Annotated in this window: 13 protein-coding genes and 1 pseudogene; 12 read left to right on the plus strand and 2 right to left on the minus strand. The window is 76.1% G+C overall.

What is annotated here, in order from left to right:
* The coding region (locus tag VGH76_RS15355; RefSeq protein ID WP_331557565.1) for a recombinase family protein at window positions 1-1,229 on the minus strand (1,229 nt) is incomplete at its 3' end.
* Between the two features lie 64 nt (window positions 1,230-1,293).
* Here VGH76_RS15355 and eccCb point away from each other — a divergent pair.
* The 9 genes and pseudogenes from eccCb to VGH76_RS15400 form a co-directional block, all read left to right on the plus strand.
* A pseudogene (gene eccCb, locus VGH76_RS15360) lies at window positions 1,294-2,397 on the plus strand (type VII secretion protein EccCb); the annotation flags it as partial.
* A 56-nt stretch (window positions 2,398-2,453) separates the two neighbouring features.
* Entirely contained in the window at window positions 2,454-2,645 is a 192-nt protein-coding gene (locus VGH76_RS15365; RefSeq protein WP_331557566.1) for a hypothetical protein, read from the plus strand.
* Window positions 2,642-4,825, plus strand: coding sequence for a type VII secretion-associated protein (locus tag VGH76_RS15370; protein ID WP_331557567.1), 2,184 nt, complete (start codon window positions 2,642-2,644; stop codon window positions 4,823-4,825). Before VGH76_RS15365 ends, VGH76_RS15370 begins: the two co-directional genes overlap by 4 nt.
* Before the next feature lie 114 nt (window positions 4,826-4,939).
* Window positions 4,940-5,251: a WXG100 family type VII secretion target gene (locus VGH76_RS15375; protein ID WP_331557568.1), complete on the plus strand. Its 312-nt coding sequence runs from the start codon at window positions 4,940-4,942 to the stop codon at window positions 5,249-5,251.
* A gap of 34 nt (window positions 5,252-5,285) precedes the next feature.
* Window positions 5,286-5,573 (plus strand): WXG100 family type VII secretion target, encoded by a 288-nt coding sequence (locus VGH76_RS15380; RefSeq protein WP_331557569.1) that lies wholly within the window; start codon window positions 5,286-5,288, stop codon window positions 5,571-5,573.
* Window positions 5,574-5,755: 182 nt separating this feature from the next.
* A complete protein-coding gene (gene rplM / locus VGH76_RS15385; protein WP_331557570.1) occupies window positions 5,756-6,199 on the plus strand; it encodes a 50S ribosomal protein L13 in 444 nt (147 codons plus the stop codon).
* The gene (gene rpsI, locus VGH76_RS15390; RefSeq protein WP_414637734.1) at window positions 6,196-6,801 is read left to right on the plus strand and encodes a 30S ribosomal protein S9; all 606 of its coding nucleotides are present in this window, start codon (window positions 6,196-6,198) and stop codon (window positions 6,799-6,801) included. Before rplM ends, rpsI begins: the two co-directional genes overlap by 4 nt.
* Window positions 6,801-8,153, plus strand: a complete 1,353-nt coding sequence (gene glmM, locus VGH76_RS15395) for a phosphoglucosamine mutase (RefSeq protein ID WP_331557571.1) — start codon at window positions 6,801-6,803, stop codon at window positions 8,151-8,153. Before rpsI ends, glmM begins: the two co-directional genes overlap by 1 nt.
* 148 nt (window positions 8,154-8,301) lie before the next feature.
* Window positions 8,302-9,168: a WXG100 family type VII secretion target gene (locus VGH76_RS15400; RefSeq protein WP_331557572.1), complete on the plus strand. Its 867-nt coding sequence runs from the start codon at window positions 8,302-8,304 to the stop codon at window positions 9,166-9,168.
* Here the strand turns inward: VGH76_RS15400 and VGH76_RS15405 are convergent.
* On the minus strand, window positions 9,144-10,019 hold the full coding sequence (locus tag VGH76_RS15405; protein ID WP_331557573.1) for an alpha/beta hydrolase: 876 nt from the start codon (window positions 10,017-10,019) through the stop codon (window positions 9,144-9,146). The two genes, VGH76_RS15400 and VGH76_RS15405, sit on opposite strands and share 25 nt — an antisense overlap.
* 126 nt (window positions 10,020-10,145) lie before the next feature.
* On the opposite strand from VGH76_RS15405, the gene glmS reads away from it, so the two are divergent.
* From glmS to alr, 3 genes are all read left to right on the plus strand, one after another.
* Entirely contained in the window at window positions 10,146-12,011 is a 1,866-nt protein-coding gene (gene glmS / locus VGH76_RS15410) for a glutamine--fructose-6-phosphate transaminase (isomerizing) (RefSeq protein WP_331557574.1), read from the plus strand.
* A gap of 161 nt (window positions 12,012-12,172) precedes the next feature.
* On the plus strand, window positions 12,173-13,669 hold the full coding sequence (locus tag VGH76_RS15415; RefSeq protein WP_331557575.1) for an NAD(P)H-hydrate dehydratase: 1,497 nt from the start codon (window positions 12,173-12,175) through the stop codon (window positions 13,667-13,669).
* The gene (gene alr, locus VGH76_RS15420) at window positions 13,666-14,877 is read left to right on the plus strand and encodes an alanine racemase (protein ID WP_331557576.1); all 1,212 of its coding nucleotides are present in this window, start codon (window positions 13,666-13,668) and stop codon (window positions 14,875-14,877) included. Before VGH76_RS15415 ends, alr begins: the two co-directional genes overlap by 4 nt.
* The last annotated feature ends 18 nt before the right edge of the window (window positions 14,878-14,895 follow it).

Genomic DNA, 14,895 nt, shown 5'->3' on the forward strand with positions numbered 1-14,895 from the left:
TGCCATATCTTGTCGACGTCCGCCGCACCGATGAGCGGCCCGAGCACGCTCACGCGGCCGGCGTCGGCCAGCCGGCCCTCGACGTCGGCGAGCTTCGTGCGCACGCGCTCGGTGGCGGTGCGGACCTGCGACGGTGTCAGAGTCCCGTCCGCGAACTCCACGGCCAGCGTGTCGAGCCGGGCGCGCAGCGCAGCGGCCTCATTACTCAGCGCCCGAGTGTCAGGGCCCTGGTCAGTCACGAGGAGGTCGCGGGCGTCGTCAAGCGCGAGTCGACCGACGACGATCTGCGTGACGTAGTCGTCCACCTCGCCGGCTCGTCGGTGCACGTGGCGGCCTTCGGCGCAGCGGTAGGTCGCGTAGTCGCGGCCCTGGCGTCGCGTGCCTTCCACCCGACCATCGCACACCGCGCACAGCGCGAGCCCGCCCAGCAGCGTGTGACCGAACGGCGTGCGGGCGCGTTGCGGGTCCTCGAGCACGCTGCATGCTGCCTGCCAAGTTTCCTCGGGCACCAGAGCGGGCCAGTCCGCCGGACCGACAACCTCGCCACGATGCTCTCGCAGGCCGGCGTACCGGGGCGACCGAAGCACCCGACCCACCGCCGAGGAGCTTGCCCACCCGGCGGGGTGCGTCCCGAGTCCACGCCATCGACGGCCGATGTCAGCGAGCGTGCCGCCGGCCAGCAGTCGTGCGTAAGCCTCGACGACCTCGCGAGCTTCGGCGGGGTGCGGCGTCACGCGGTCGGCGAGGTAACCAAAAGGGCGCGTCCGACCGCCGGAGTGCGGCCGGCCGCGCTGGGCGAGCTGCACGTAGGCCGCACGCTGCCGGGTCGACTTCCGCTCCACCTCGCCGCGCGCGACCGATGCCAAGATGCGCGCTACGAGGCGGCCCTGATCAGTTGACAGGTCGAGGTCGCCGGAGACCGTGGCGAGTTTGACCCCGGACACCTCGCACCGGGTGATCACATCCTCGAGGTCGACCAGGCGACGCACCAGCCGGTCCGCGGCCCACACGACCACGATGTCCACCGCACAGTTGTCGATCATCTCGAGCAGCCGGCCGAATCCTGGCCGGGTGCCCCTGGTGGCCGAGGTGTCGTTCTCGACGATGACCTCGACGACGTCCCAGCCGCGGGCCTGGGTCAAGGCGACGCAGGCCTCGCGTTGCCGCTCGACGCCAAGGCCCTCGCCGGTCGAATCCCTCGAGATGCGCACATAGACGAGAGCTCGCACCCCGCGGACCCTAGCGCACGTGCGGGGTAAATACGCGTTCGCAGGGCTCGCCGCGCTACCGCACGTGGGCACCGTCGCCGGACGCGGCGACACCGACCTGGTGCGCCGCGTGGTGGCCGAGGTCGCGGCGACGCTGCGCGCCCGGGAGCGCTGGTTCCGCGAGCACGGCCTCACCTCGGCGGCCGACCTGCGGGCCCGGCGTCGCCGCGGCGAACCGCCGGCCGGGGACGACGGCCTCGGTGACGTCGTGCTCGTCATCGACGGCTGGCACGCGTTCCGGGCCGACCACGAGGCGCTGGAGTCGACGATCGTCTCGCTGGCGACGACGGGCCTGTCCTACGGCGTGCACGTCGCGATCGCGGTGAGCCGCTGGGCCGAGCTGCGTCCCGCGCTCAAGGACCTGCTCGGCACGCGGGTGGAGCTGCGCCTGGGCGACCCCGGGGAGTCGGAGGTCGACCGGCGGGTGGCGGCCACGGTCCCGGCGGGCCGGCCCGGGCGGGGGCTGGCGCCCGACCGACACCACGTGCTCGTCGCGGTCCCCGGCAGCGGCGACGACGACCGCATCCCCGCGGTGGCGGCGGCCTGGCACGGCTCCGCCGTGCCGCCGGTGCGGCTGCTGCCCGAGCGGGTCGACGTCGCCGACCTGCCGGGCCCGAGGTCCGGCGAGCGGCACCTGCTGCCGATCGGGGTCGACGAGGACCGCCTCGCCCCGGTCCTGCTCGACGTCGCCGCCGACCCGCACCTCGTCGTCTACGCCGACGGCGAGTCCGGCAAGACCTCCCTGCTGCGCCTGCTCGCCCACCAGGTGGTCACCCGCTACACCCCGCAGCAGGCCCGGCTGGTGATCGTCGACTACCGGCGGGGGCTGCTCGGGGCGGTCGACTCGGAGCACCTCATCAGCTACACGTCGTCGGCCGAGGCGTTGACCGCGGCGATGACCGACCTGGTCGCGTCGCTGCGCCGGCGGCTGCCCGGCCCCGACGTCACCCCCGAGCAGCTGCGGGCCCGCAGCTGGTGGACCGGGCCGGAGGTCTTCCTGCTCGTCGACGACTACGACCTCGTCGCCACCGCATCGGGCAACCCGCTCGCCCCGCTGGTCGACCTGCTCGCCCAGGCCAAGGACGTCGGGCTGCACCTGGTGGTCGCCCGGCGCGCCGGTGGCTCCGCGCGGGCGATGTTCGAGCCGGTGCTCACCCGGCTGCGGGAGCTCGCGACCCCGGGCTGGTGGGCAACGGCAGCCGCGACGAGGGCCCACTCGTCGGTGCCGCCCGGCCCGGCCCGCGCCCGCCGGGGCGCGCGCTGCTCGTCACGCGGCGGCACGGCGAGACCCTGGTGCAACTGGCCTGGCGCGACCCGGACACGCCGATCCGGGCGGCCCCGGAAGCGGGCGACGACGCCGCGGGTGGGCCCGCGTGAGGGGCCCGGACGTCGCCGTCGACCTCGGCGAGGTCGGGGTGGCGGCGGTCGTCGACGACGGGCGGGAGGTCGCCGAGCTCGCCCCCGAGCTCGCCGCGGTCCTCGCCCCCGACGACGGCGAGGCGCTGCTCACCGGGCACGAGGCCCGGCGGCGGGCCGCGGCCGACCCCTCGCGGTTCGAGCCGTCCCCGCGCCGGTACGTGGACGAGGCCACGCTGCTGCTGGGGACGAGGGTCGTCGGGGTCGGGGAGGCCCTCGGCGCCGTCCTCGCGGCCACCGTCGACCGCGCCGCGCCCGCCCTGCGCGGCGCACGCCCCGCCCGGCTCGTCCTGACCCACCCGGCGTCGTGGGGGACCTCGCGCCGCGAGGTGCTGCGCCGCGCCGGGGCCGGGCTGGCCACGCAGCTGGTGCTCGTGCCCGAGCCCGTCGCGGTCGCCGCGCACGCCGCCTGGATGCGCCCGGCCGGTGCGCCCGACGGGCCGGTCGCGGTGCTCGACGTCGGGGCCCGGACCGCCCGGGCGGCCGTCGTCGGGCCCGGCCCCGAACGGGCTGTGCTCGCCGGGCGCTCCAGCCGCGCCTTCGGCGGCGACGACGCCGACGAGCTGCTGCTGCGGGCGGTGCTCGCGGAGCTGCCCGCCGACGCCCCGGGGGCGCCGCGCGTCCGGGAGGTGGTCGCGGGGACGACGCTGCCCGACCGGCGCCACCGGCAGGTGCTGGTCGAGGACGTGCGGGCGGCGAGGGAGCGGCTCTCCGACGCCGAGCAGGCCGAGATCCCGCTGCCCGGGGGCGCGACCTCGGCGTGGTGCTCGCGCGGGGAGCTCGAGGACGTGCTGCGCGAGCCCTGCGAGGGACTCGTCGCGCTGCTCGCCCGCACCCTGGACGACGCGGGGGTGGAGGCCGCGGCGCTCGCGGGCCTGCGGCTGGTCGGGGGCTTCGCCCGGACGCCGCTCTTGGGCACGCTGGTGCACCGCGAGCTCGGGGTGCCGCCGGTGGTGCCGCCGGAGCCGCGGACGGCCGCCGCGCGCGGGGCGCTGATCGTGGTGGGCGGTTCCGACGTCGTGGCCGGGCGGGGCGGGGCGGCCGGCTCCGTCGCCACCGCCGGGGGGTCGGCGACGAACGGGGCGTCGCCGGGCGGGACGATCGGGGGCCCGACGGGTCCCGCGGGGCAGGTAGGTCGCGGGTTGGCGGTCGGCGGGCCCGCGGCGGGGACCGGTGCGCCTCCGGCGGCGCCGGGACCGTGGACGGGCGGGGTGCCGCTCCTTCCGGACTGGCCCCGGCCGGCGGAGCGCGACCGTCGGGAGCTTGCGCCATCGAGCCCGGCGTCGACCCCAGCGCGGGGCACGCCGGCGACACGCCGCCGTGGCGCGACGGCGCCGGGTGCGTGGGCGGTCCCCGGTGCCCCGTCGTCGGGGGTTCCCGCGGGACCCCCGTCCGCCCGGCCGGACGCCCGCCCGACCGGGCCGACGGCGCCCGTGCCGCCGGTGCCGGCGGTCGGGCGGGACCCGTTCGCCCACCCGGCGAGGCCGGCGGTGTTGGACCCCGACGGGCCGACGATGCGCGTCGAACGCCGGCTCGTCCCCGCGTCGCGGGAGCTCGTCCGGACCGAGACCCCCGCCGGTGCCACGCGCTCGTCGCCCCGACGCCGCGCGGCCGCCGTCGCGGCGGCGACCGCGGCGGTCGTCGTGGTCGTGCTGGCCGTCGCCGGGCTGCACGGCGGGAGGGGTGGGTCCGCGACGGCGGCACCGCCCGCCGTCGTCTCGGCGTTCTCCCACGCCTACGAGCTCCCGGCCGGGTGGGCGGCCGACGGCACCGACGCGACGTCGCGACGCAGCCGCATCCGGCCCGTCGACCAGCCGCGCGGGCCGAACCTCATCGCGGTGCAGGAGAGCGCACTCGCCTCGCCGGACCCGCAGACCGCCCGGGTGCAACTGCTCGCGGGCTACGAGGCGGCCCGCGTGGGCGGCGGCGGGGTGTCCGACCTGCAGCCGGACACCACCTTCGGCGGGCGGCAGGTGGCGACGTACCGCCAGGTGGCCGCGCCGGGCACCACCGTGGACTGGGTCGTGGTGTTCGCGGGCACGACGCAGCTCTCGGTGGGGTGCCGCCACGACGACCCGGGCCGGGACGCCGTCCTCGCCGCGTGCGCCCGCGTGGTGTCGACGCTGCGCAGTCCGCCCTGACGCCGGAGCGGTGATCGCCCGACTTCTCCGAAACCGCCCCCACGGCGCCGGCCGGGATGTCACTGTCGACCTCGCCGGCGCGGACGGGCCCGGCGGGCGAGGAGGGAGCGGCCGGTGGCCGGACAGTTCGGGACGCAGACGCAGGTCATGCAGTCCGCGGGGCAGCACGTGTTCGAGGTGCGTGACCAGATCACCGCGCAGCTCGCGCAGTTGCGGTCCCAGCTCGCGCCGCTGGAGGGCACGTGGCGCGGCGACGCCTCCACCGCCTTCCAGCAACTGATGGCCCGCTGGAACGACGACGCCCGGCGCATCAACGCCGCCCTGCAGTCGATCGGCGAGTCGGTGCAGGCCTCCGGCGTGACCTACCGCGCGGCGGAGGACGAGATCGCCTCGTCGACCTCACACATCAGCCAGGCCCTCTCCTGAGCGGGCCGCACCCCAACCCCGAGAGGACCCAGCAGTGGACGAGATCCGGGTGACGTTCGGCGAGCTCACCGCCGCCCAGCAGAGCGTGACCAGCGCCGCGACCCAGCTCCAGGGGCGCCTGGACGACCTCAAGCGCCAGCTCGCGCCGCTCGTGGGCGACTGGACCGGCGCGGCCGCGGAGCAGTACCAGGCACGCCAGCACGAGATCGACACCGCGATGGCCGACCTCGCGCAGGTGCTCGGCCAGATCGGCGGGCGCCTCGGGCAGGCCGAGCAGCTCTACCGCGCCACCGAGCAGCAGAACGCCATGCGCTACGCGTGACGCCGGCCCGGGGGTGGGTGAGGGGTGCTCGGAGCTCGCCGCGTACTCTGGACCATCGTTGCGCGGTGAATGCCCGCCGCGACGGGGATGCGCGAAGCGGAGCCCGACCGTTCGTGACGGTGCGCCGCGTCCGTGTCTCCGGGACGTACCGCAGACCAGTATGACCGTGACGAGGTAGCTCCGTGCGCACGTTCAGTCCGAAGCCCGGCGACATCGACCACGCCTGGCACGTCATCGACGCCACCGACGTCGTCCTGGGCCGCCTGGCCAGCCACACCGCACAGCTGTTGCGGGGCAAGCACAAGGCCTCGTACGCGCCGCACGTCGACACCGGCGACTTCGTCGTGATCGTGAACGCCGAGAAGGTGGCCCTCACGGGCAACAAGCGCGACGACCGCTTCGTGTACCACCACAGCGGCTACCCGGGCGGTCTGCGCGCCCGCTCCGTGGGCGAGGAGCTCGACCGCTTCCCGAGCCGTCTCGTGGAGAAGGCCGTGAAGGGCATGCTCCCCCACAACCGTCTGGGTCGGGCGATGGCGTCGAAGCTCAAGGTCTACGCCGGCCCCGAGCACCCGCACGCCGCCCAGAAGCCCGTGCCGTACGAGATCCGACAGGTGAGCCAGTGACCACCCCCGACGACCAGAGCGTCGACCCCGAGAACGACTTCGTCCCCGAGGACGTCCCCGGCGAGGCCCCGGCCTCCGGGCAGTCCCTCGCCGAGGCCGCCGACGTCCCCGACGTCGCCGAGCTGGAGGAGTCCGTCACGACGGACGACGACGCCTCCGACGAGCTGGGCGCCGAGGTGTTCGGCGACGCGCCGGCCCCGGTCTTCGCGACGATCGACCGCCCCATCCAGACGGTCGGCCGCCGCAAGAAGGCGATCGTGCGCGTCCGCCTCATGCCCGGCAGCGGCAAGCTGACGATGAACGGCAAGGCGTTCGAGGAGTACTTCCCGAACAAGGTCCACCAGCAGCTCATCCGTGAGCCGCTCGTGACGACCGAGCGCACCGAGCAGTTCGACATCTTCGCCAACCTCACCGGGGGCGGGACGTCGGGCCAGGCCGGCGCGCTGCGGCTCGCGATCGCGCGGGCCCTCACCGTCGTCGACCCGGAGGACCGTCCGGGCCTGAAGAAGGCCGGCTTCCTCACCCGTGACCCGCGGGCCACGGAGCGCAAGAAGTACGGCCTCAAGAAGGCCCGGAAGGCCCCCCAGTACTCGAAGCGCTGATGGGGCGCCTGTTCGGGACCGACGGCGTCCGCGGCCTCGCGAACGCCGACCTCGCCCCCGAGCTGGCCCTCTCGGTCGCCTCCGCCGCCGCCCGCGTGCTCGTCGAGCGCGTGGGCGGCGGCGTGTCGGCGCGCCCGCGGGCCGTCGTCGGGCGCGACCCGCGTGCCAGCGGCGAGATGCTCGAGGCGGCGGTCTGCGCCGGGCTCTCGGCGGCGGGAGCCGACGTCGCGCGGGTCGGGGTGCTCCCGACGCCCGCCGTCGCGTTCCTCACCGGAGCCCTCGACGCCGACCTCGGCGTGATGATCTCGGCGTCGCACAACCCGATGCCGGACAACGGGATCAAGCTCTTCGCCGCGGGCGGCCACAAGCTCCCCGACGCGGTCGAGGACGAGATCGAGGCGCACGTAGCCCGCCCGGTGCATCCCGACGAGCGGCCCACCGGCCACGACATCGGGCGGGTCACCGACGTGCCCGACGCGCTCGCGCTCTACCTGGACCACCTGCTCGCCTCGACGCCGGACCGGCTCGACGGCCTGCACGTGGTCGTGGACTGCGCCCACGGCGCGGCGTCCCTGGCCGCCCCCCGCGCCTACGAGCGCGCCGGCGCCCGCGTCACGACACTCGCGGCCGAGCCGGACGGCTGGAACATCAACGAGGGCGTCGGCTCCACCCACCTCGAGGGACTCTGCAAGGCGGTCGTCGCGCAGGGCGCGGACCTGGGCATCGCCCACGACGGCGACGCGGACCGCTGCCTCGCGGTCGCCGGCGACGGCACCGTCGTCGACGGCGACCAGATCCTCGCCGTCCTCGCGACGGGGATGCGGGAGGCCGGTGAGCTCGCCGCGGACACGCTGGTCGCGACCGTGATGAGCAACCTGGGCCTGCACATCGCCATGCAGGAGGCGGGGATCACCGTCCGGACGACGGCCGTCGGGGACCGCTACGTGCTCGAGGAGCTGCGCTCGGGGTCGTTCTCGCTGGGCGGCGAGCAGTCCGGGCACGTCGTGCTCCCGGCCCACGCCACCACCGGCGACGGCCTGCTCACCGCGCTGCGCCTCATGTCCCGGATGGCCGCCACGGGACGCTCGCTGGCCGACCTCGCCGGCGTCGTGCAGCGGCTCCCGCAGGTGCTCGTCAACGTCCCGGTGCACGACAAGGCCGCGGTCCAGTCCTCGCCCGAGGTCGCCGACGCCGTCGCCGCAGAGGAGGCCGCGCTCGCCGGCCACGGCCGGGTGCTCCTGCGTCCCTCGGGCACCGAGCAGCTCGTGCGGGTCATGGTCGAGGCGCCGACCGAGGACATCGCGCGCGAGGTCGCCGATCGCCTCGCGGCCCTCGTCGCCACCGTCCGCTGAGCCGTTCCCGGCGACGGCACGGGTCGCCTCGTCGAGTGGTCCCGCAGTGCTGCCGGGCCCGGCGCCCGGGCAGCACCGGGAGACCGCTCGGGGACGGGCGAGACCGCCCGGTGTGGATCCGGGCGCACCGGGGGTGGACCCTGAGCACGTGACGCGGCGCCGGCGAGGGGACGGGCCGGGCGCGTCGCCGTTGCGTGCGGTGCCCGCGGTCCGCCGGCTGGCCGATCTCGGCGTCGCCGACTCCGACGCGATCCTCGCGACCGCGGACGACTCCGTGGAGGCCGTCGTCGCCGTCCTGCCGGCACGCCTGGTCCTCACCGGGCTCGGCGCCCCGCCCCTCGATGCCGAGGGTCTGCGCGCCCGCCACACCGCCCGGCGCGGTGTGCGCTTCGTGGCCCTCGCCGGAGGGGCGGAAGACCTCCGAGCCGCCGCCGGCCGCGTCCGGACCCGGCACCGGGCCCTCGCCGAGGAGGCGGGCACGCTGTGGGAGCGCTGGTCCGGACCCTCCGCGGAGGAGGTCGCGGACCGCGTGGTGTCGCTGGGACGGGCGGCCCAGGAGATCGTCACGCTGCTCGAGGAGACCGCGGAGACCGTCGAGGGTGCGGGGCTCGCCGTCGCGGACGACGTCGCCGCCCGGGCGGACGCCGCGCGCGAGCTCGCGGCCGGGCTGCCCGGGCCGCCGGACGGGGCCGACACCGCGCCCGCCCGCGCGTGGGCGGCCGACCTGGACGCCCGGCTGCTGCGCTACCTCGAGACCGCAGACCGCACCGACGAGGCCATCGCGGCGACCTGGCGCGACCTCGCCGAGCGGATCGGCGTCCTGCGGCGGCTCTCCGGGGATCCCCACGAGCCCGATCAGGTCGCGGCCGCATCCGACCCTGGCGCCCTGCCGCCGGATCTCCGCGCGCTGCCCGAGATCCTGGCCGCGCTGGGCCCGCTGGTGGGCGGGGGCGGCGAGGACCCCGACGATCCCGACGATCCCGACGGGGATCAGACCGTCGACGACTCCCGGTAGACGCGCACGTCGGTGCCCTTCACCGAGCCGTCGACGACGTCGGCGTAGCCCTTCTCCCCGGCCAGGTGGTGCAGCAGGAAGCCGGTGAGCAGCGCCTTGACGGTCGTGGTGGTCGCCGACTCCGACTTGCCGTCGAGGACGAGGTCGCTCCAGTGCTTGCCCTCGACGATGCCGAGGTGGCTCGCCTTCTTGAGCGTGCGCAGCACCGAGGGACCGGCCCAGGCGGCGGCGACCGGCTCGGCCCCGGCGGCCGGCGGCGCGACGAGGTCCTTGCCGAACGCGAGGTGCATGCCGGGGACGTGCACGGCGCGGGCGGCGTCCTGGGCCGAGGGCCGGGACTCCGAGAGCGCGATCGTGGCCACGGCCTTCACGGTGAGGTCGGAACCGGACTCCCAGTACGGCTCGCCGACCGCCTGCACCCGGGTGTCGTGGGCGGTGACACTGGCGGCGAGCACGGCGGCGCCGGCACCCATGCCGTGGCCGGCCAGGCCCAGCTTGCGCGGGTCCACGCTCACCGCGGCGCCCCGGGCGCTGCCGCCGAGGCGGACCGAGGAGCTGATGTCGAGCGCGGTGCGCAGGTCGGAGGCGAGGCGGCGGTGGGAGGCGAACGGGCTGCGCTCGGTGTCGGGGGCCGCCGCGACGATGCCCCACGAGGCGAGGTGGCGCAGCAGGCCGAGGTAGCGGGAGGCCGGGTTGAGCCAGTCGTGCCCGAACGCCACCGCAGGGAGACCCTCACCGGAGGTGGGCGTGAACATCACCCCGGGCAGGCCGACGAGCGCCAGCTCCCCCCGCAGCACCTCGTGCGGGCCGGGGCGCCCCAGCTCGGAGACGATCTGCTTCGCGCTCGCCATGGCGCGGGACCCTAGAGGATCCGCACCGGCGCCGGCCTGCTGGAACACGGCCGCGTCACCGGGAGGCGTGCCACGTCACCCCTGGGAGGCCGGGGCGCGGATCCGGCCCACCTATCCTCGGGAGCCGTGTGCGGCATCGTGGGGTACGTGGGCTGGCGCCCGGCACGCGACGTCCTGCTGGGCGGTCTGCGGCGGCTGGAGTACCGGGGATACGACTCGGCGGGCATTGCGACGGTGCGCGCCGACTCGACCACGGTCGAGGTGCACCGGGCCGCCGGGCCGCTCGACGAGCTCGTCCGCGTCACCGACGCGGCCCCCGAGGGCGAGGTCCCCGCTCGCACGGGCATGGGGCACACCCGGTGGGCGACCCACGGCGCGCCGACCGACCGCAACGCCCACCCGCACGGCGACGCGAGCGGGCGGGTCGCCGTCATCCACAACGGGATCATCGAGAACTTCGCCGCCCTGCGCGCCGAACTCGAGGACGACGGCGTCGAGCTCGCCAGCGACACCGACACCGAGGTCGCGGCCCACCTCGTCGCCCGCGCGCTCACCGAGGACGAGGACGCCGGGTTCACCGCGGCGGTCCGCCACGTCGTCAACCGGCTCGAGGGCGCGTTCACGCTGGTGTTCACCGACGCGCAGCGGCCCGACGAGATCGTCGCCGCCCGACGGTCCTCGCCCCTCGTCGTCGGGATCGGGGACGGCGAGACGTTCGTCGCCTCCGACGTGTCCGCCTTCATCGACCACACCCGCGACGCCGTCGAGCTCGGCCAGGACCAGATCGTCACGCTGACCCGCGAGGGCGCCGTGGTCACCGACTTCCACGGCGACCTGGCGCCCACCCGTCCCTTCCACGTCGACTGGGACATCGCCGCCGCCGAGAAGGGCGGCCACGACTTCTTCATGCAGAAGGAGATCGAGGAGCAGCCGGCGGCGCTGGCGGACACGCTGCTCGGGCACCTCGTCGACGGCCGGATCGTGCTCGACGAGCAGCGCCTCTCGGACCAGGAGCTGCGCGACATCGACAAGGTGTTCGTCGTGGCCTGTGGCACGGCCTACCACGCGGGGCTGCTGGCGAAGTACGCGATCGAACACTGGTGCCGCATCCCGGTCGAGGTGGAGGTCGCGAGCGAGTTCCGCTACCGCGACCCGGTGCTCGACCGGTCCACCCTCGTCGTCGCGATCTCGCAGTCCGGGGAGACCGCCGACACCCTCGAGGCGGTCCGCCACGCCCGCGAGCAGCGCGCCCGGGTGCTCGCGGTCTGCAACACCAACGGCGCGCAGATCCCCCGCGAGTCCGACGCGGTGCTCTACACCCACGCCGGCCCCGAGGTCGGGGTGGCGGCGACGAAGACGTTCACCAGCCAGGTGGTCGCGTGCTACCTCGTCGGGCTCGCGCTCGCGCAGAACCGCGGCACCAAGTACGCCGACGAGGTCGAGCGGGAGTACCGGGCGTTGGTGGACTCGGCGGACGCGGTCAAGGCGGTCCTCGCGAGCGCCGTCGAGCCGACGCGGGAGCTGGCCCGCGAGCTCGCCGACTCCAAGGCCGTGCTCTTCCTCGGCCGCCACGTGGGCTACCCGGTGGCGCTCGAGGGCGCGCTCAAGCTCAAGGAGCTCGCGTACATGCACGCCGAGGGCTTCGCGGCCGGCGAGCTCAAGCACGGACCGATCGCCCTGATCGAGCAGGACCTGCCCGTCGTCGTCGTGATGCCCTCCCCGAAGGGCCGGGCGACGCTGCACGCCAAGCTGCTCTCGAACATCCGTGAGATCCAGGCGCGCGGGGCGCGGACGATCGTCATCGCCGAGGAGGGCGACGAGACGGTGCGGCCGTTCGCGAGCGTGCTCATCGAGACCCCGGCGGTGCCCACGCTCGTCCAGCCGCTGGTGGCCGCGGTTCCGCTGCAGGTGTTCTCCGCCGAGGTCGCGCGGGCGCGGGGCTACGACGTCGACAAGCCGCGCAACCTCGCGAAGTCGGTGACGGTCGAATAGGTGCGCTTCGCGCAGGTGAGCACTTTCCGGTGCTATAGCACCGGACAGTGCTCACAAGCCCGGCGGGCACCCAGGCCGCCGACGTGTGGTGGGCTGATGTGAGCGCTTCTCGCTGCTATAGCACCGAGAAGTGCCCACCAGCCGACGGAGGAGGCACCTACTTGTACGGCGTCTGGACCCCCGAGCAGGTCGGCATGGCCGAGGAACCGGTGCTGGCCCGCACGCCGGAGGGTGCGCTCATGCGCCGCGCGGCGTACGGGGCCGCGCAGGCCGCCCGGCGGATGCTGGCGCAGCGCACCGGGGGTGTGGCGGGGCGCCGGGTGGTCGTGCTCGTCGGCACGGGCAACAACGGCGGCGACGGGCTGTGGGCCGGCGTCGAGCTGCGCCGGCGCGGGGTGGGCGTCACCGCGGTCCTGCTGCGCCCCGACCACGCGCACCCCGCGGGCCTCGCCGGGCTGCGGTCCTGGAACGCCCGGATCGTCACCGCCCCGGAGGACGCGGTCCCGGTGATCGCGCGGGCCGACCTGGTCCTCGACGCGATCGTCGGCACCTCGGCGCGGGGCGGGCTGCGCAGCCCCGCCCCGCTGCTCGTCGGCGCCGCGGACACCGCCGGGGTGCCGGTCCTCGCGATCGACACCCCCAGCGGCGTCGACCCGCGCACCGGCACCGTGCCCGACGCCACCGACGAGGGCCCGGCCGCGGTCACCGCGGCCGAGACCGTCACCTTCGGCGCCCGCAAGCCCGTCCACGTGCTGGCCCGCGACCGGTGCGGGCCGATCACCTTCGTCGACATCGGGCTGGGCCCCGAGCTCCCCGAGCCCCCGATCACCGTGCTGGAGGCGGCCGACGTCGGGGCGCGCTGGCCGGTGCCGGGACCGGGCGACGACAAGTACACCCAGGGCGTCGTCGGGGTCGCCGCGGGCAGCGCCACCTACCCGGGCGCCGCGGTGCTGGCCAGCGGCGCGGCGTGCCTGGCCACCAGCGGGATGGTCCGCTATGCCGGGAGCGCCGCCGACGAGGTGCGCGCGGCCTGGCCCGAGGTGATCGCCACCGACCACGTCGAGGAGGCCGGACGGGTGCAGGCCTGGGCGGTCGGGCCCGGCCTCGGCACCGGCGAGGACGGTGCCGCCACGCTGCGGTTCGTCCTCGACGTCGGCGTGCCGCTGCTCGCCGACGCCGACGCCGTCACCCTCCTCGGCGCCGACGCCGGGCTGCGGGCGCGGGCCGCGGACGTCCCCACCCTCGTCACCCCGCACGCGGGGGAGTTCGGCCGGCTCGTGGCCGAGCTGGACGATCCGCCGGACCCGGCGGTCGACCGCGTCGACGCCGCCCGCCGGGCCGCCGCCGCGCTCGGGGTCACGGTGCTGCTCAAGGGCAACGCAACCGTGGTCGCCGCCCCCGACGGGCGCGTCCTGGTCCACCCCGCGGGCAGCTCGTGGCTCGCGACGGCCGGCTCGGGCGACGTCCTCTCCGGCATCGCCGGCGCCCTGCTCGCGGCCGGCCTCGAGCCGTTCGACGCGGCGGGCGCGGCGGCGTTCGTGCACGCCCGGGCGGCGGAGTACGGCGCCGGCACACCTGGCTCCCCCGTCCCGGCGTCGCACGTCCAGGCAGCGATCCCGGACGCGATCCGGTCGGTGCGCGCGGAGGCCGGGGCATGAGCGGGTCCCGGATCGAGGCCGTCGTCGACCTCGCCGCGATCCGCCACAACGTCGCCCTGCTCGCGGGGCTGGCCGGCGGCTCCGGTGCCTCGACGATGGTCGTGGTGAAGGCCGACGGGTACGGCCACGGCGCCGTCGGGATCGCCCGTGCCGCGCTCGACGCGGGTGCCACCTGGCTCGGGGTCTGCACGCTCGAGGAGGCCGCCGAGCTGCGCGCCGCCGGCATCGGCGCGCCGGTGCTGTCCTGGCTGCACGTCCCCGACGAGGACATGACGGGCGCGGTGGCCACCGCGGTCGACCTCGGGATCGCCTCGCACCGCGACCTCGCGTCCGCCGCCGGGGCCGCCCGCGCGGCCGGACGGCCCGCCAGGGTCCACCTCAAGATCGACACCGGGCTCTCGCGCAACGGCTGCGCGCCCCACGAGTGGGGCGCGCTGCTCGACGCCGTCGCCGGCCTCGCCGAGGAGGGCATGGTCGAGCCGGTGGCGGTGTGGTCGCACCTCGCCCACGCCGACGCCCCCACGCACCCGACCCTCGACCGCCAGGCCGCCCGTCTCGACGACGCCCACCGGGCCGCGACGACGCGGCTGGCGCGTCCCCTGCTCGCCCACCTCGCCAACTCGGCGGCCACCCTCACCCGCCCCGACCTGCACCGCGACCTCGTCCGCCCGGGGATCGCGGTCTACGGGCTCGACCCGGTCGAGGGACCCCACGAGCCGGCCGACCTGCGCCCCGCGATGACCTTCCGCAGCCGGGTCGCGCTGGTGAAGACCGTCGCGGCCGGCGAGGGCGTCTCCTACGGGCACGCGTGGACGACGCCGGGCCCGCGCGCGCTCGCGCTCGTCCCCGCGGGGTACGCCGACGGGGTGCCGCGGCTCCTCGGCTCCGCCGGCCGGTTCGGCGTCGGCATCGGCGGAGTGCGGCGACCCGTCGTCGGACGGGTCTGCATGGACCAGGTCATGGTCGACCTCGGCCCCGCCGACGTGCCCCACGGGGTGACCGAGGGCGACGAGGTCGTGCTGTTCGGGCCGGGCGACGGACGTGCCCCCGAGGACGGCGGCCTGCCGACGGCGAGCGAGTGGGCCGACCTGCTCGGCACCATCCACTACGAGATCGTCACGGGGGTGGGCGGTCGGCCGCGCCTGCGCCGTGTCACGACCGGGGTCGCGCAGGCAACAGACGGGGTGAATCCGCCCCGGACGTGGTAGAGAGCCGTCATGACGACG

This window comes from Actinomycetospora sp., assembly GCF_036497585.1.
Taxonomy (GTDB): domain Bacteria; phylum Actinomycetota; class Actinomycetes; order Mycobacteriales; family Pseudonocardiaceae; genus Actinomycetospora.